Genomic DNA, 15,431 nt, shown 5'->3' on the forward strand with positions numbered 1-15,431 from the left:
ATGATTCGCTTTGAACATGTCAGCAAGGCCTATCTCGGTGGGAGACAAGCGCTGCAGGGCGTCACGTTCCATATGCAGCCGGGCGAGATGGCGTTTCTGACCGGCCATTCCGGCGCGGGGAAAAGTACCCTGCTGAAGCTTATCTGTGGGATTGAGCGGCCAAGCGCCGGGAAAATCATCTTCAGTGGGCATGACATCACGCGTCTGAAAAATCGCGAAGTGCCGTTTTTGCGCCGTCAGATCGGCATGATTTTCCAGGATCACCATCTGTTGATGGATCGAACCGTCTACGACAACGTGGCAATCCCGCTGATTATTGCGGGTGCCAGCGGGGACGACATTCGTCGCCGTGTGTCGGCTGCGCTGGATAAGGTTGGGCTGCTGGACAAAGCGAAGAATTTCCCGATTCAACTTTCTGGCGGTGAACAGCAGCGCGTGGGTATTGCCCGTGCGGTGGTCAATAAACCAGCGGTTCTTCTCGCAGATGAACCGACCGGTAACCTTGACGATGCCCTGTCTGAAGGGATCCTGCGTCTGTTCGAAGAGTTTAACCGCGTCGGGGTAACGGTGCTAATGGCGACCCACGATATCGGACTGATTTCCCGTCGTTCTTATCGTCAGATGGTGCTCAGCGATGGGCACCTGCATGGAGGCGTGGCCTATGAATAAGCGTGATGCGATGAATCACATCCGCCAGTTTGGTGGGCGTCTCGATCGCCTGCGTCGCTCAGGCGGTTCGTCGGGCGACGGTGGCCGTAATGCGCCGAAACGGGCGAAGCCGTCACCGAAGCCGAACTCACGAAAAACCAACGTGTTTAACGAACAGGTACGTTATGCCTTCCAGGGGGCGTTGCAGGATCTGAAAAGCAAACCGCTGGCGACATTTTTAACGGTGATGGTGATTGCCATCTCTCTGACGCTGCCCAGCGTCTGCTATATGGTTTATAAAAACGTGAATCAGGCTGCGACGCAGTATTACCCGTCCCCGCAAATCACCGTCTACCTGCAAAAAACGCTGGATGACGATGCGGCAGCAGGCGTGGTGGCGCAACTTCAGGGAGAGCAGGGCGTCGACAAGGTGAACTACCTTTCCCGTGAAGATGCGCTCGGCGAGTTCCGCAATTGGTCTGGCTTTGGTGGCGCGCTGGATATGCTGGAAGAGAATCCGCTGCCGGCAGTGGCCGTTGTCGTGCCGAAACTGGACTTTCAGGGAACCGACTCGCTCAATACCCTGCGCGATCGGATTAGCCAGATCAACGGTATTGATGAAGTGCGTATGGACGACAGCTGGTTTGCCCGTCTGGCGGCGCTCACCGGACTGGTCGGGCGCGTATCAGCGATGATTGGCGTGCTGATGGTCGCAGCGGTGTTCCTTGTCATTGGCAACAGCGTGCGCCTGAGCATTTTTGCCCGTCGCGATACCATCAACGTGCAAAAACTGATAGGTGCAACGGATGGTTTTATCCTCCGCCCGTTCCTCTATGGCGGCGCACTGCTCGGTTTTTCCGGCGCATTTCTTTCACTGATTTTGTCTGAAATTTTGGTGTTGCGTTTGTCGTCGGCGGTCACTCAGGTTGCCCAGGTTTTCGGAACTAAGTTTGATCTCAATGGCTTATCATTCGATGAATGCCTGTTACTGCTGCTTGTTTGCTCAATGATTGGCTGGGTTGCAGCATGGCTTGCCACTGTTCAACATTTACGCCACTTTACTCCCGATTGATAAAACCGTGATATAATCTTTCCCTGCAATGGGTTTCCGTTTTGCAGGGAAAGAGTGGCCTGTAGTCTCTTCCCCGCTATGTATCTGATGTCACATTTTGTGCGTAATTTATTCACACTGTTGCATTGAACTTGTGGATAAAATCACGGTCTGATAATAATGTGAATGCTAATCTCGTTGCTCATTAACGCTGGCACAGTTGTTGCTTTTATTGGTTGTTTTCGTGCCAGGCGATAAAAATTGAGAGGATTTGAATGACCAAAGAAATGCAAACTTTAGCTTTAGCCCCTGTTGGTAACCTGGAATCTTATATCCGGGCTGCAAACGCGTGGCCGATGTTGTCGGCTGACGAAGAACGGGCATTGGCTGAAAAGCTGCATTACCAGGGCGATCTGGAAGCAGCTAAGACGCTGATCCTGTCTCACCTGCGCTTTGTCGTTCATGTTGCTCGTAACTACGCGGGCTATGGCCTGCCGCAGGCGGATCTGATTCAGGAAGGTAACATCGGCCTGATGAAAGCCGTGCGCCGTTTCAACCCGGAAGTGGGTGTGCGCCTGGTTTCCTTTGCCGTACACTGGATCAAAGCCGAAATTCACGAATACGTACTGCGTAACTGGCGTATCGTGAAGGTCGCGACCACCAAAGCACAGCGCAAACTGTTCTTTAACCTGCGTAAAACCAAGCAACGTCTGGGCTGGTTTAACCAGGATGAAGTGGAAATGGTCGCGCGCGAGCTGGGTGTTTCCAGTAAAGACGTGCGTGAAATGGAATCCCGGATGGCCGCGCAGGACATGACATTTGATATGTCCTCGGATGATGAGTCCGACAGCCAGCCGATGGCCCCGGTCCTGTATCTGCAGGATAAAACCTCTAACTTTGCCGATGGTATCGAAGAGGACAACTGGGAAGATCAGGCTGCCAACAAACTGACCCATGCGATGGAAGGCCTTGACGAGCGTAGCCAGGATATCATCCGCGCCCGCTGGCTGGACGAAGATAATAAGTCCACCTTGCAGGAACTGGCCGACCGCTACGGCGTATCCGCAGAACGTGTGCGTCAGCTTGAAAAGAACGCCATGAAAAAACTTCGCGCCGCTATCGAAGCGTAAATCTCGCGAAGCGCGCAAAAAACCCTGGACCCTGGTCCGGGGTTTTTGTTTTTTTAACGCCTCATCTGGCGAATTTCTCCCCCCTGGCAAACACTTATCGATGGGTTGTGCGCATCTTAGGGGAAAAACGTGAATAATAACGAATTGAATGCACGGCGTTTACAGGCGACGCCGCGCGGCATCGGCGTGATGTGTGGCTTCTATGCCGAAAAAGCAGAAAATGCGACGTTGTGGGATGTCGAAGGCCGTGAGGTCATTGATTTTGCGGCGGGTATTGCCGTGCTGAACACCGGGCATCGTCATCCAAAGGTCATTGCTGCCATTGAAAAGCAGCTCCAGTCATTCACCCATACCGCTTACCAGATTGTTCCGTATGCCAGCTATGTCACGCTTGCCGAGCGTATCAATGAACGGGTCCCCATCAGCGGTCCGGCAAAAACCGCATTCTTCTCTACCGGCGCGGAAGCTGTAGAGAATGCGGTGAAGATTGCCCGTGCGTATACCAAACGGCCAGGACTAATTACCTTCGGCGGCGCATTCCACGGTCGCACCTTTATGACCATGGCGCTGACCGGCAAGGTTACGCCCTACAAGCTCGGCTTCGGACCGTTTCCCGGTTCGGTTTACCATGCCCAGTACCCTAACGCGCTGCAGGGTGTGAGCACGGCAGACGCAATGCACAGCCTTGAGCGCATCTTTAAAGCGGATATCTCGCCTGACCAGGTGGCAGCCATCATCCTTGAGCCGGTTCAGGGCGAAGGAGGATTCAACGTTGCCCCCACCGATTTTATGCAGGCGCTGCGGACTCTGTGTGATACCCACGGTATTTTGCTGATTGCGGATGAAGTGCAGACCGGATTTGCCCGTACCGGCAAACTGTTTTCCATGGAGCATCATGGCGTTCAGCCCGATCTCATCACCATGGCAAAAAGTCTGGCGGGCGGGATGCCGCTTTCAGCGGTGGCAGGGCGTGCAGAAGTGATGGATGCCCCCGCGCCCGGCGGACTCGGCGGAACCTATGCCGGTAACCCGCTGGCCGTTGCTGCCGCACATGCGGTGCTGGATGTGATTGACGAAGAAAAGTTGTGCGCCCGCGCCCTTGAACTGGGTCAACAACTGGTGGCTGCGCTGAATAATGCGAAGGCGGACTGTCCGTTTATTGCGGAAATTCGCGGGCAAGGGTCGATGGTGGCGGTTGAATTTAACGACCCGCAAACGGGGCAGCCGTCGCCGGAATTTACGCGCCAGGTTCAGGAGCGCGCCTTGCAGGAAGGACTGCTGTTATTGAGTTGTGGCGTTTATGGTAACGTCATCCGTTTCCTCTATCCCCTTACCATTCCTGATGCGCAGTTCCGTCATGCGCTCAATATCATCGGCCATTCGCTGACACGATAAACCCTTGCCGTCCAGAATGGGCGGCAACCCCGGTTTGTCATTAACTTGTTACCTGACTGTCAAATTAGCTATTCCAAAATCATAAAAATGGGGTATGTTTTAGCAGAGTGTGCTGAAAAAGCGCGAGCAACACACCAATAAACGAAATATAGCGCTACACAACAACATCACGACAATCGTAATAACCATAAGAATGGGGAATCTCAGGATGAATATGAAGGGTAAAGCGTTGCTGGCAGGATGTATCGCGTTGGCATTCAGCGCGATGGCGCAGGCAGATATCAAAGTTGCCGTTGTGGGCGCAATGTCTGGTCCGGTAGCGCAGTACGGCGATCAGGAATTTACTGGTGCCGAACAAGCGGTTGCAGACATTAATGCCAGGGGCGGTATCAAAGGCGAAAAGCTGCAGATCGTAAAATATGATGACGCCTGTGACCCGAAACAGGCGGTCGCCGTAGCCAACAAAGTGATCAACGATGGTATTAAATACGTCATCGGTCACCTGTGCTCCTCTTCCACTCAGCCTGCGTCTGATATCTACGAAGACGAAGGTATTTTGATGATCACGCCGGCAGCGACGGCACCTGAGCTTACCGCGCGTGGTTATAAGCTGGTGCTGCGTACCACCGGTCTGGACTCTGACCAGGGGCCGACTGCCGCAAAATACATTCTGGAAAAAGTGAAGCCGCAGCGCATCGCCATCGTTCATGACAAACAGCAGTATGGTGAAGGTCTGGCGCGTGCCGTACAGGACAACCTGAAAAAAGGCAACGCGAACGTGGTGTTCTTTGACGGTATCACCGCCGGTGAGAAAGACTTCTCCACGCTGGTGGCGCGTCTGAAGAAAGAGAATATCGACTTTGTTTACTACGGGGGTTATCACCCGGAAATGGGACAGATCCTGCGCCAGGCACGTGCAGCTGGATTGAAAACTCAGTTCATGGGGCCGGAAGGGGTGGCGAACGTCTCCCTGTCGAACATTGCGGGCGAGTCGGCTGAAGGCCTGCTGGTAACGAAACCGAAGAACTACGATCAGGTGCCTGCGAACAAACCGATTGTTGATGCCATTAAAGCCAAGAAGCAGGATCCCAGCGGTGCGTTCGTGTGGACCACTTACGCTGCGCTGCAATCACTGCAAGCAGGTCTGAATCAGTCAGACGATCCGGCTGAGATCGCCAACTGGCTGAAAGCGAACTCTGTTGAAACCGTGATGGGGCCGCTGGCATGGGATGAGAAGGGCGATCTGAAGGGCTTTGAGTTCGGTGTGTTCGACTGGCATGCTAACGGTACAGCGACCGACGCCAAATAATTTTCCCGTCGCCTTTCGCGCTTAATTCTGCAACGTGAAAGGCCTTAACCTTTGCCGGATGGCGCTTGCGCTTATCCGGCCTACATGCTGCAACACGAAATGCTTGGGAAAATAGGCAAAGTATTCAGGCCGGGTAAGGCGCAGCCGCCACCCGGCTTTTTTAATGCTTCTCCCAGCCGTTCTGCTGGGCGGTAAATCCTGACGCTTGCATAAAGGCTGCCATCACGCCGCGGTCTTCCACGCCGACATCCGCCATCCACCAGGAGGTCACGCTCGGGTTATCGCGAATCACCTCTTCCACAAGGTATTGCCCCACACCGCGACGACGGGTGATTTCCCGTATACGCAATGAATCCAGCGCCCCCTCGGTACCGCTCAGCGTGACACGAACCGCGCCAAGCAGACGCTCATTAAAACGCGCGGCATAAATCCGGTGCGTTTCATCTACGCTTAAAGAGGCTGCGGAATATTCCGGCCAGATTTTGCCCAGGTCAGTCAGATCCTGTTCGCTGAAATGTTCTAAACGAATGATGGTCAGCTTCATCGACAGCGTGTCCAAATCATAAAAGAGGGTGTCAGTGTACCGAAATATGTCACCCGGACGCTTTCTCTTTTTTCGCGTGTTTAACAGTTGATTAAGTTTTTGGCGGTCTGAACATTAGTTTTAAACAGTAAAGAATGAAAAACAGGCAGAATAATTCCCTGGAAGGTAGTGATTTATTCGGCTCATTGTCTCGTTATTTTATGCTGACAGATGCGCTTTTTTTTGTTTATCTATGGTGAAAAGCAGAATATTATCTGTTCTTAATCGACTGAAAAATAGGGGTTTTGCGCTGTATTTGACTAAAATACTTCGCTAAACCATTAATCAGACTGATAAAAGTAGCGCAGAACAAAAAAAGCACAGCCTGCTTTTAACGATAAAAATACAACACAGAAACAACGTCACGAATGGGGATTCAGTAAATGAAACGGAATGCAAAAACAGTAATCGCAGGGATGATTGCGCTGGCGATGTCACAGTCGGCAATAGCCGACGATATTAAAGTCGCCGTCGTAGGGGCGATGTCCGGCCCGGTCGCGCAGTGGGGCGACATGGAGTTTAACGGTGCCCGACAGGCCATTAAAGACATCAATGCCAAAGGCGGCATCAAGGGTGACAAACTGGTCGCCGTTGAATATGACGACGCCTGCGACCCGAAACAGGCTGTCGCCGTGGCGAACAAAATCGTCAATGAAGGTATCCGGTACGTTATTGGTCACCTTTGCTCTTCTTCCACACAGCCTGCGTCTGATATCTACGAAGATGAAGGCATACTGATGATTTCCCCTGGTGCGACCAATCCGGAGCTGACCCAACGCGGTTACGCCCACATCATGCGCACGGCCGGGCTGGACTCTTCTCAGGGGCCAACCGCAGCCAAATACATTCTCGATAAAGTAAAACCGCAGCGCATTGCGATCATTCACGACAAACAGCAGTACGGTGAAGGTCTGGCGCGCTCCGTACAGGACGCGCTGAAAGCCGCGAAAGCCAACGTTGTTTTCTTTGATGGCATCACCGCCGGTGAAAAAGATTTCTCCGCGCTGATCGCCCGCCTGAAAAAAGAGAATATCGATTTCGTTTACTACGGCGGTTACTACCCGGAAATGGGGCAAATGCTGCGCCAGGCGCGTTCTGTCGGACTGAAAACGCAGTTTATGGGCCCAGAAGGCGTGGGCAATGCGTCGCTGTCTAATATTGCGGGTGAGGCTGCTGAGGGGATGCTGGTCACCATGCCAAAACGCTATGACCAGGAGCCAGCTAACAAAGCGATTGTTGATGCGCTGAAAGCAGACAAAAAAGACCCTTCCGGGCCTTACGTGTGGATCACTTACGCCGCCGTACAGTCACTGGCAACGGCAATGGACCGTTCCGGTAGCGCCGAGCCGCTGGATCTGGTGAAAGATTTAAAAGCAAACGGTGCTGACACCGTGATTGGGCCGCTGAAATGGGATGAAAAAGGCGATCTGAAGGGATTTGAGTTTGGTGTCTTTCAGTGGCACGCCGATGGGTCGTCCTCGGTAGCCAAATAATTATCCCACCGCCCGGCACAGTCGGGCGGGTAGAAAAAGGTAGTCTTATGTCCGAGCAGTTTCTCTATTTCTTGCAGCAGATGTTTAACGGCGTCACGCTGGGAAGCACCTATGCGCTGATCGCCATCGGTTACACCATGGTTTACGGCATCATCGGCATGATTAACTTCGCCCACGGCGAGGTGTATATGATCAGCAGCTATGTCTCGTTCATGATCATCGCTGCGCTGATGATGATGGGTATTGATACCAGCTGGCTGCTGGTCGCCGCCGGCTTCGTCGGGGCAATTATCATTGCCAGTGCCTACGGCTGGAGCATTGAACGGGTGGCTTATCGCCCGGTGCGAAGTTCTAAGCGTCTGATCGCGCTCATTTCTGCGATTGGGATGTCTATCTTCCTGCAAAACTACGTCAGTCTGACCGAAGGTTCGCGCGATGTCGCATTGCCGAGTCTGTTTAACGGTCAGTGGGTGGTGGGCAGCAGTGAGAGCTTCTCGGCGTCAATCACTACCATGCAGTTGGTTATCTGGATTGTGACCTTTCTGGCGATGCTCGCGCTGACCATTTTCATTCGCTACTCCCGCATGGGACGTGCCTGCCGCGCCTGCGCGGAAGATTTGAAAATGGCGAGTCTGCTGGGCATTAATACCGACCGTGTCATTGCCCTGACTTTTGTGATCGGCGCGGCGATGGCGGCGGTGGCGGGCGTTCTGCTTGGTCAGTTCTATGGCGTCATTAACCCGTATATCGGCTTTATGGCCGGGATGAAGGCGTTTACTGCTGCGGTTCTCGGCGGTATCGGTAGTATTCCTGGCGCGATGATCGGCGGGCTGATTTTAGGCGTCGCTGAAGCACTCTCCTCTGCGTACCTCAGTACTGAATATAAAGATGTGGTGTCGTTCGCGCTGCTGATTCTGGTACTGCTGGTCATGCCGACCGGGATCCTGGGCCGTCCGGAGGTAGAGAAAGTATGAAACCGATGCATTTTGCGATGGCATTGCTCTCTGCGGCGATGTTCTTCATCCTCGCGGGCGTCTTTATGGGCGTTCAGTTGCAGTTGGATGGCACCAAACTGGTGGTGGACACCGCAACCGACATCCGCTGGCAGTGGGTGTTTATTGGCACCGCGGTGGTCTTTTTCTTCCAGTTGCTGCGGCCGCTCTTCCAGAAAAGCCTGAAGAACGTCTCTGGCCCGAAGTTCATTCTGCCCGCCATTGACGGCTCTACCGTCAAACAGAAACTGTTCCTGGTCGCCCTGCTGGTGATTGCAGTGGCGTGGCCGTTTATGGTGTCACGTGGGACGGTAGATATCGCAACCCTGACCATGATTTATATTATCCTCGGTCTGGGGTTGAACGTGGTAGTCGGGCTGTCTGGCCTGCTGGTGCTGGGCTATGGCGGCTTTTATGCCATCGGCGCCTATACCTTCGCATTGCTGAACCACTATTACGGTCTGGGCTTCTGGACCTGCCTGCCGCTGGCGGGGTTGGTGGCGGCTGGGGCGGGTTTCCTGCTCGGTTTCCCGGTACTGCGTCTTCGCGGTGACTATCTGGCAATTGTGACTTTAGGCTTTGGCGAAATCGTCCGTATCCTGTTGCTCAATAATACTGAAGTAACCGGTGGGCCGAACGGCATTAGCCAGATCCCGAAACCGACGCTGTTTGGCCTCGAATTCAGCCGTACTGCGCGTGAAGGCGGCTGGGATACCTTCAGCAATTTCTTCGGCATGAAGTATGACCCGTCCGACCGCGTGATCTTCCTTTACCTGGTGGCCCTGCTGCTGGTGGTACTGAGCCTGTTTGTAATTAACCGTCTGCTGCGTATGCCGTTAGGCCGTGCGTGGGAAGCGCTGCGTGAAGATGAGATCGCCTGTCGCTCATTAGGTTTAAGCCCAACGCGCATCAAGCTGACCGCTTTTACCATCAGCGCCGCGTTTGCGGGTTTCGCCGGAACGCTGTTCGCCGCGCGTCAGGGCTTTGTCAGCCCCGAGTCGTTCACCTTTGCGGAGTCGGCATTTGTGCTGGCGATTGTCGTGCTTGGCGGGATGGGCTCGCAGTTTGCGGTGATCCTGGCAGCCATTCTGCTGGTGGTATCGCGCGAGCTGATGCGTGACTTCAATGAATACAGCATGCTGATGCTGGGTGGTTTGATGGTACTGATGATGATCTGGCGTCCGCAGGGCTTACTGCCGATGACCCGTCCACAGTTGAAGCTGAAAAACGGGGAAGCGAAAGGAGAGCAGGCATGAGTCAGCCATTATTGTCGGTAAACGGCCTGATGATGCGCTTCGGCGGTCTGCTGGCGGTGAACAACGTTGAACTGGAACTGCATCCGCAGGAGATTGTCTCGCTGATAGGGCCGAACGGCGCCGGGAAAACCACCGTTTTTAACTGCCTGACCGGGTTTTATAAGCCAACGGGCGGCAGCATTAAACTGCGTGACCAGCATCTTGAAGGATTGCCGGGTCAGCAGATTGCCCGTATGGGCGTGGTGCGAACCTTCCAGCACGTGCGTCTGTTCCGTGAAATGACGGTGATTGAAAACCTGCTGGTAGCGCAGCATCAACAGCTGAAAACGGGCGTGTTCTCTGGTTTGTTGAAAACTCCGGCGTTTCGTCGGGCACAGAGTGAAGCGCTTGATCGCGCAGCGACCTGGCTTGAGCGTATCGGCCTGCTGGAGCATGCGAACCGTCAGGCCAGTAACCTCGCCTATGGCGACCAGCGTCGTCTGGAGATCGCCCGCTGCATGGTGACCCAGCCGGAAATCCTGATGCTTGATGAACCGGCGGCAGGCCTTAACCCGAAAGAAACGAAAGAGTTGGATGAGCTGATTGCCGAACTGCGCAATCATCACAACACCACTATTCTGTTGATTGAGCACGATATGAAGCTGGTGATGGGTATTTCTGACCGTATTTACGTGGTGAACCAGGGCACGCCGCTAGCGAACGGGACGCCGGAACAGATTCGTAATAACCCGGACGTGATCCGCGCCTATTTAGGTGAAGCATAATGGTGGTGGAGCCTAAAATGGAAAAAGTCATGTTGTCCTTTGACAAAGTCAGTGCCCACTACGGCAAAATCCAGGCGCTGCACGAGGTGAGTCTGCATATTAATCAGGGGGAAATTGTGACCCTGATTGGCGCGAACGGCGCGGGGAAAACCACTCTCCTCGGCACGCTGTGCGGCGACCCCCGCGCGTCCAGCGGTCGGGTTGTGTTTGATGATAAAGACATTACCGACTGGCAGACGGCGAAGATTATGCGTGAAGCGGTGGCGATTGTTCCGGAAGGGCGTCGCGTATTTTCCCGCATGACGGTGGAAGAGAACCTGGCGATGGGCGGTTTTTTTGCCGAACGCGACCAGTTTCAGGAACGGATCAAGTGGGTTTATGAGCTGTTCCCGCGTCTGCTTGAGCGGCGTATTCAGCGTGCGGGCACAATGTCTGGCGGCGAACAGCAAATGCTGGCCATCGGTCGTGCGCTGATGAGCCAGCCGCGTTTGTTGCTGCTTGATGAGCCGTCGCTGGGTCTGGCGCCGATCATTATCCAGCAGATCTTCGACACCATCGAACAACTCCGCGAACAGGGGATGACCATCTTCCTCGTTGAGCAGAACGCTAACCAGGCGCTGAAGCTCGCCGACCGTGGCTACGTGCTGGAAAACGGTCATGTGGTCCTTTCCGATACGGGGGAAGCGCTACTCGCTAACGAAGCAGTGCGCAGCGCATATCTGGGCGGCTGAGCCGTTTTTATCGCCCGGTGGCGCCTTCGCTTACCGGGTCTACGGGATTTTGTAGCCGGATGAGGTGACGCCTCCACCCAGTTTTTTTGTTTTTTGTACGCTATAGTTGTACAATTAATTTGTACTTTACAGGGGGGGTTATGCGTACAATGAACTATAGTGAAGCCCGGCAAAATCTCGCTTCAGCGCTGGAGTCTGCGTCGACAGGGACGCCAGTTACCATCACGCGTAGAGGGCATAAGTCGGCAGTCATCATTAGCGCCGAAGAGTTTGAGCGCTATCAGGCTGCGAAACTGGATGCTGAGTTTGATGCCATCATGGGAATTCATGGCAGCGAAATAAGGGAACTGGCTGATAAATGACTCTGCAATTTATCTCAGCTGAAGAGATCGTTCGGTTTCATGACAAACTGCTGAGCGTCACACCCGGCGTACCGGGAATGCCGGATCCCGGACGGGCGGAAGCCCTTTTGTATCGAGTGTTGAATAAATATGAATACGAAGGCATCGCCGATGTCTGGATCCTTGCGGCGATGCATTTGTTAGCTATTTCTCGCGGTCATATCTTCAATGATGGTAATAAACGCACGGCACTCTTCATCACGCTGCTCTTTCTCAAACGTAACGGGATATCGCTGAAAGCTAATCCAGATTTTGTCGAGATGACGGTTGAGGCCGCTGCAGGTCGTTTGTCGCTAGAAGAAATTGTTCAGCGCTTGCGTAGTTAACGTCATACCTGGTGGCTCAACGCTTATCGGGCGTACATCATTCCTTCATCCAGCCATCATCTTTCCAACATACCCCTGACGCCTGCTTGTCATTTTTTGGTAAACAAACAGTTATTTTTCTGTCATTCGACCATGTCATGTTAACTCGCGAGCATAAAACGCGTGATATCGCGCATCCGGCACAATAAGAGAGATGACAATGACATCGTTACGACACTCAGCTTTGGGTCTGGCAATCGGTCTGGCTTTTGCGACGAACGCAATGGCTGTCACTACCATTCCATTCTGGCATTCCATGGAAGGGGAGTTGGGGAAAGAGGTCGATTCCCTGGCGCAACGTTTCAACGATACCCACCCGGATTACAAAATTGTGCCGGTGTACAAAGGCAACTACGAACAGAGTCTGAGCGCGGGCATTGCTGCCTTCCGTACCGGTAACGCGCCAGCATTGTTACAGGTTTATGAGGTCGGCACTGCGACCATGATGGCTTCAAAAGCCATCAAACCGGTCTATGAAGTGTTTAAAGAAGCAGACATCAACTTCGACGAATCGCAGTTTGTGCCGACCGTTTCCGGTTACTACACCGATTCCAAAACAGGCCATCTGCTGTCTCAGCCGTTTAATAGCTCTACTCCCGTGTTGTACTACAACAAAGACGCCTTCAAAAAAGCGGGTTTAGACCCGGAGCAGCCGCCGAAAACCTGGCAGGATCTGGCGGAGTATACCGCGAAGCTGAAAGCGGCAGGGATGAAGTGCGGATACGCCAGCGGCTGGCAGGGGTGGATCCAGCTTGAGAACTTCAGCGCCTGGCATGGCCTGCCGGTGGCGAGCAAAAACAACGGCTTCGACGGTACCGACGCGGTACTGGAGTTCAATAAGCCTGAGCAGGTGAAACACATCGCGATGCTGGAAGAACTGAATAAGAAGGGCGACTTCAGCTACTTCGGGCGTAAAGACGAATCCACCGAGAAGTTCTACAACGGTGACTGTGCCATTACCACCGCCTCATCCGGTTCTCTGGCCGATATCCGTCACTACGCCAAATTCAATTACGGCGTTGGCATGATGCCTTACGATGCCGATGCAAAAGGCGCGCCGCAGAACGCCATCATTGGCGGGGCGAGCCTGTGGGTAATGCAGGGCAAAGACAAGGACACTTACAAAGGCGTAGCCGAATTCCTCGACTTCCTGGCGAAGCCTGAAAATGCCGCCGAGTGGCACCAGAAGACCGGCTACCTGCCGATCACCAAAGCCGCGTACGACCTGACCCGTGAGCAGGGCTTCTATGAGAAGAACCCGGGGGCGGACATCGCCACCCGTCAGATGCTGAACAAACCGCCGTTGCCATTCACCAAAGGTCTGCGCTTGGGCAACATGCCGCAGATCCGCACCATCGTGGATGAAGAGCTGGAAAGCGTGTGGACCGGGAAGAAAACCCCGCAGCAGGCTTTAGACACGGCAACCGAGCGGGGTAATCAGTTACTGCGCCGCTTTGAGCAGTCGACCAAATCGTAATCGCTGAAACGCCCGGTGGCGCTGCGCTTACCGGGCCTACGATGTGTCCCATGTAGGCCGGGTAAGGCGTAGCCGCCACCCGGCACTGTTCAGGAACCAAACTTCAATGTCATCTTCCCGTCCGGTGTTCCGTTCGCGCTGGCTGCCGTACCTGCTGGTCGCGCCGCAGCTGGTCATCACCGTTATCTTTTTCATTTGGCCTGCGGGCGAAGCGCTGTGGTATTCCCTGCAAAGCGTCGATCCGTTTGGGCTTTCCAGCCGGTTTGTCGACCTGGAAAACTTCACTGCGCTGTTTCATGACAGCTACTACCTGGATTCATTCTGGACGACGATCAAATTCAGCACCCTGGTGACCGTCAGTGGCCTTTTGGCCTCGCTGCTTTTTGCCGCACTGGTGGACTACGTGGTGCGCGGCTCACGTCTGTATCAAACGTTGATGCTGCTGCCCTACGCCGTGGCACCCGCCGTCGCCGCCGTACTGTGGATCTTCCTGTTTAACCCAGGGCGTGGGTTGATTACCCACTACCTGGGGGAATTGGGCGTTGAGTGGAACCACGCGCAGAACAGCGGTCAGGCGATGTTCCTGGTGGTTTTCGCCTCCGTCTGGAAGCAGATTAGTTACAACTTCCTGTTCTTTTTTGCCGCATTGCAGTCTATTCCCCGTTCGCTGGTGGAAGCCGCCGCCATTGATGGTGCAGGGCCCATTCGTCGTTTCTTCAGGCTGGCACTGCCGCTGATCGCCCCGGTGAGTTTCTTTCTGCTGGTGGTTAACCTCGTGTACGCCTTCTTCGACACCTTCCCGGTGATCGACGCGGCGACCGCAGGCGGCCCGGTGCAGGCGACCACGACGCTGATTTACAAGATCTACCGCGAAGGTTTCGCCGGTCTTGATCTCTCCGCCTCTGCCGCGCAGTCCGTGGTGCTGATGTTCCTCGTCATCATCCTCACGGTGGTGCAGTTCCGCTATGTCGAAAGTAAGGTGCGCTACCAATGATTGAGAACCGTCGCGGGCTGACGATTTTCAGCCACACCCTGCTGATTCTGGGGATCGTTGTCATCCTGTTCCCGCTGTACGTGGCCTTTGTTGCCGCCACGCTGGACACCAGAGCCGTATTTGATACGCCGATGACGCTGATCCCAGGTACGCACCTGTTCGAGAACATGAAAACCATCTGGACCCAGGGCGTCGGTGCCAACAGCGCGCCGTTCTGGTTGATGATGCTCAACAGCTTCATCATGGCGTTCGGCATCACGGTGGGCAAAATCACGGTGTCGATGCTCTCGGCCTTCGCCATCGTCTGGTTCCGCTTTCCGCTGCGTAACCTGTTCTTCTGGATGATCTTCATCACCCTGATGCTGCCGGTAGAGGTGCGAATCTTCCCGACGGTAGAGGTGATCGCCAACCTCGGTATGCTCGACAGCTATGCGGGCTTGACGCTGCCGCTGATGGCCTCGGCGACCGCCACCTTCCTGTTCCGCCAGTTCTTTATGACCCTGCCGGACGAGCTGATTGAAGCCGCGCGTATCGACGGCGCGTCGCCGATGCGCTTCTTTCGCGACATCGTGCTGCCGCTGTCGAAAACCAACCTTGCGGCGCTGTTTGTGATCACCTTTATTTACGGCTGGAACCAGTATCTGTGGCCGCTGCTGATTATTCAGGACGTCAACCTCGGCACTGCCGTGGCAGGCATCAAAGGGATGATTGCAACCGGCGAAGGCACCACTCTCTGGAACCAGGTGATGGCGGCGATGCTGCTCACCCTTATCCCACCCGTAGTCATTGTTTTAGCCATGCAGCGTGCGTTTGTCCGTGGCCTGGTCGATAGCGAGAAATAA

The 15,431-nt window shown here is 54.3% G+C and carries 16 protein-coding genes; 15 read left to right on the forward strand and 1 reads right to left on the reverse strand.

Annotated features, from left to right (window positions below; all coding sequences use genetic code 11):
* The 5 genes from ftsE (at window position 1) to livJ (ending at window position 5,533) form a co-directional block, all read left to right on the forward strand.
* Window positions 1-669: a cell division ATP-binding protein FtsE gene (gene ftsE, locus HVY19_RS01275; protein WP_181682636.1), complete on the forward strand. Its 669-nt coding sequence runs from the start codon at window positions 1-3 to the stop codon at window positions 667-669.
* On the forward strand, window positions 662-1,720 hold the full coding sequence (gene ftsX / locus HVY19_RS01280; protein ID WP_181682637.1) for a permease-like cell division protein FtsX: 1,059 nt from the start codon (window positions 662-664) through the stop codon (window positions 1,718-1,720). Before ftsE ends, ftsX begins: the two co-directional genes overlap by 8 nt.
* 254 nt (window positions 1,721-1,974) lie before the next feature.
* Entirely contained in the window at window positions 1,975-2,829 is an 855-nt protein-coding gene (gene rpoH / locus HVY19_RS01285) for an RNA polymerase sigma factor RpoH (protein WP_181682638.1), read from the forward strand.
* A gap of 129 nt (window positions 2,830-2,958) precedes the next feature.
* Window positions 2,959-4,224: a 4-aminobutyrate--2-oxoglutarate transaminase gene (locus HVY19_RS01290; RefSeq protein WP_181682639.1), complete on the forward strand. Its 1,266-nt coding sequence runs from the start codon at window positions 2,959-2,961 to the stop codon at window positions 4,222-4,224.
* 208 nt (window positions 4,225-4,432) lie between these two features.
* Window positions 4,433-5,533: a branched chain amino acid ABC transporter substrate-binding protein LivJ gene (gene livJ / locus HVY19_RS01295; RefSeq protein ID WP_181682640.1), complete on the forward strand. Its 1,101-nt coding sequence runs from the start codon at window positions 4,433-4,435 to the stop codon at window positions 5,531-5,533.
* Window positions 5,534-5,693: 160 nt separating this feature from the next.
* Here the strand turns inward: livJ and panM are convergent, their stop codons facing one another.
* The gene (panM, locus tag HVY19_RS01300; protein WP_181682641.1) at window positions 5,694-6,077 is read right to left on the reverse strand and encodes an aspartate 1-decarboxylase autocleavage activator PanM; all 384 of its coding nucleotides are present in this window, start codon (window positions 6,075-6,077) and stop codon (window positions 5,694-5,696) included.
* A 422-nt stretch (window positions 6,078-6,499) separates the two neighbouring features.
* On the opposite strand from panM, the gene livK reads away from it, so the two are divergent.
* The 10 genes from livK (at window position 6,500) to ugpE (ending at window position 15,431) form a co-directional block, all read left to right on the forward strand.
* Window positions 6,500-7,609, forward strand: coding sequence for a high-affinity branched-chain amino acid ABC transporter substrate-binding protein LivK (gene livK, locus HVY19_RS01305; RefSeq protein WP_181682642.1), 1,110 nt, complete (start codon window positions 6,500-6,502; stop codon window positions 7,607-7,609).
* Between the two features lie 47 nt (window positions 7,610-7,656).
* Complete coding sequence (livH, locus tag HVY19_RS01310) at window positions 7,657-8,583, forward strand: high-affinity branched-chain amino acid ABC transporter permease LivH (protein WP_181682643.1); 927 nt, start codon at window positions 7,657-7,659, stop codon at window positions 8,581-8,583.
* Window positions 8,580-9,857 (forward strand): branched chain amino acid ABC transporter permease LivM, encoded by a 1,278-nt coding sequence (gene livM, locus HVY19_RS01315; RefSeq protein WP_181682644.1) that lies wholly within the window; start codon window positions 8,580-8,582, stop codon window positions 9,855-9,857. Before livH ends, livM begins: the two co-directional genes overlap by 4 nt.
* Window positions 9,854-10,621 carry a high-affinity branched-chain amino acid ABC transporter ATP-binding protein LivG gene (gene livG / locus HVY19_RS01320; protein WP_181682645.1) on the forward strand — a complete coding sequence of 256 codons (768 nt, stop codon included), beginning with the start codon at window positions 9,854-9,856 and terminating at the stop codon, window positions 10,619-10,621. Before livM ends, livG begins: the two co-directional genes overlap by 4 nt.
* Window positions 10,622-10,638: 17 nt before the next feature.
* Complete coding sequence (livF, locus tag HVY19_RS01325; protein ID WP_181682646.1) at window positions 10,639-11,352, forward strand: high-affinity branched-chain amino acid ABC transporter ATP-binding protein LivF; 714 nt, start codon at window positions 10,639-10,641, stop codon at window positions 11,350-11,352.
* Window positions 11,353-11,492: 140 nt separating this feature from the next.
* Entirely contained in the window at window positions 11,493-11,714 is a 222-nt protein-coding gene (locus HVY19_RS01330) for a type II toxin-antitoxin system Phd/YefM family antitoxin (RefSeq protein ID WP_181682647.1), read from the forward strand.
* Window positions 11,711-12,079 carry a type II toxin-antitoxin system death-on-curing family toxin gene (locus tag HVY19_RS01335; RefSeq protein WP_181682648.1) on the forward strand — a complete coding sequence of 123 codons (369 nt, stop codon included), beginning with the start codon at window positions 11,711-11,713 and terminating at the stop codon, window positions 12,077-12,079. Before HVY19_RS01330 ends, HVY19_RS01335 begins: the two co-directional genes overlap by 4 nt.
* Before the next feature lie 199 nt (window positions 12,080-12,278).
* On the forward strand, window positions 12,279-13,595 hold the full coding sequence (ugpB, locus tag HVY19_RS01340; protein ID WP_181682649.1) for a sn-glycerol-3-phosphate ABC transporter substrate-binding protein UgpB: 1,317 nt from the start codon (window positions 12,279-12,281) through the stop codon (window positions 13,593-13,595).
* A gap of 106 nt (window positions 13,596-13,701) precedes the next feature.
* Window positions 13,702-14,589 carry a sn-glycerol-3-phosphate ABC transporter permease UgpA gene (gene ugpA, locus HVY19_RS01345; protein ID WP_181682650.1) on the forward strand — a complete coding sequence of 296 codons (888 nt, stop codon included), beginning with the start codon at window positions 13,702-13,704 and terminating at the stop codon, window positions 14,587-14,589.
* A complete protein-coding gene (ugpE, locus tag HVY19_RS01350) occupies window positions 14,586-15,431 on the forward strand; it encodes a sn-glycerol-3-phosphate ABC transporter permease UgpE (protein WP_181682651.1) in 846 nt (281 codons plus the stop codon). Before ugpA ends, ugpE begins: the two co-directional genes overlap by 4 nt.

Source organism: Citrobacter sp. RHB25-C09, from assembly GCF_013836145.1.
Lineage (GTDB): Bacteria > Pseudomonadota > Gammaproteobacteria > Enterobacterales > Enterobacteriaceae > Citrobacter_A.

Bases quoted from the DNA above. Each gene is read 5' to 3' on its own strand.
- ftsE (WP_181682636.1), top strand. From the start codon at position 1: ATGATTCGCTTTGAACATGTCAGCAAGGCCTATCTCGGTGGGAGACAA.
- ftsX (WP_181682637.1), top strand. From the start codon at position 662: ATGAATAAGCGTGATGCGATGAATCACATCCGCCAGTTTGGTGGGCGT.
- rpoH (WP_181682638.1), top strand. From the start codon at position 1,975: ATGACCAAAGAAATGCAAACTTTAGCTTTAGCCCCTGTTGGTAACCTG.
- livJ (WP_181682640.1), top strand. From the start codon at position 4,433: ATGAATATGAAGGGTAAAGCGTTGCTGGCAGGATGTATCGCGTTGGCA.
- panM (WP_181682641.1), bottom strand. From the start codon at position 6,077: ATGAAGCTGACCATCATTCGTTTAGAACATTTCAGCGAACAGGATCTG.
- livK (WP_181682642.1), top strand. From the start codon at position 6,500: ATGAAACGGAATGCAAAAACAGTAATCGCAGGGATGATTGCGCTGGCG.
- livH (WP_181682643.1), top strand. From the start codon at position 7,657: ATGTCCGAGCAGTTTCTCTATTTCTTGCAGCAGATGTTTAACGGCGTC.
- livM (WP_181682644.1), top strand. From the start codon at position 8,580: ATGAAACCGATGCATTTTGCGATGGCATTGCTCTCTGCGGCGATGTTC.
- livG (WP_181682645.1), top strand. From the start codon at position 9,854: ATGAGTCAGCCATTATTGTCGGTAAACGGCCTGATGATGCGCTTCGGC.
- livF (WP_181682646.1), top strand. From the start codon at position 10,639: ATGGAAAAAGTCATGTTGTCCTTTGACAAAGTCAGTGCCCACTACGGC.
- HVY19_RS01330 (WP_181682647.1), top strand. From the start codon at position 11,493: ATGCGTACAATGAACTATAGTGAAGCCCGGCAAAATCTCGCTTCAGCG.
- HVY19_RS01335 (WP_181682648.1), top strand. From the start codon at position 11,711: ATGACTCTGCAATTTATCTCAGCTGAAGAGATCGTTCGGTTTCATGAC.
- ugpB (WP_181682649.1), top strand. From the start codon at position 12,279: ATGACATCGTTACGACACTCAGCTTTGGGTCTGGCAATCGGTCTGGCT.
- ugpA (WP_181682650.1), top strand. From the start codon at position 13,702: ATGTCATCTTCCCGTCCGGTGTTCCGTTCGCGCTGGCTGCCGTACCTG.
- ugpE (WP_181682651.1), top strand. From the start codon at position 14,586: ATGATTGAGAACCGTCGCGGGCTGACGATTTTCAGCCACACCCTGCTG.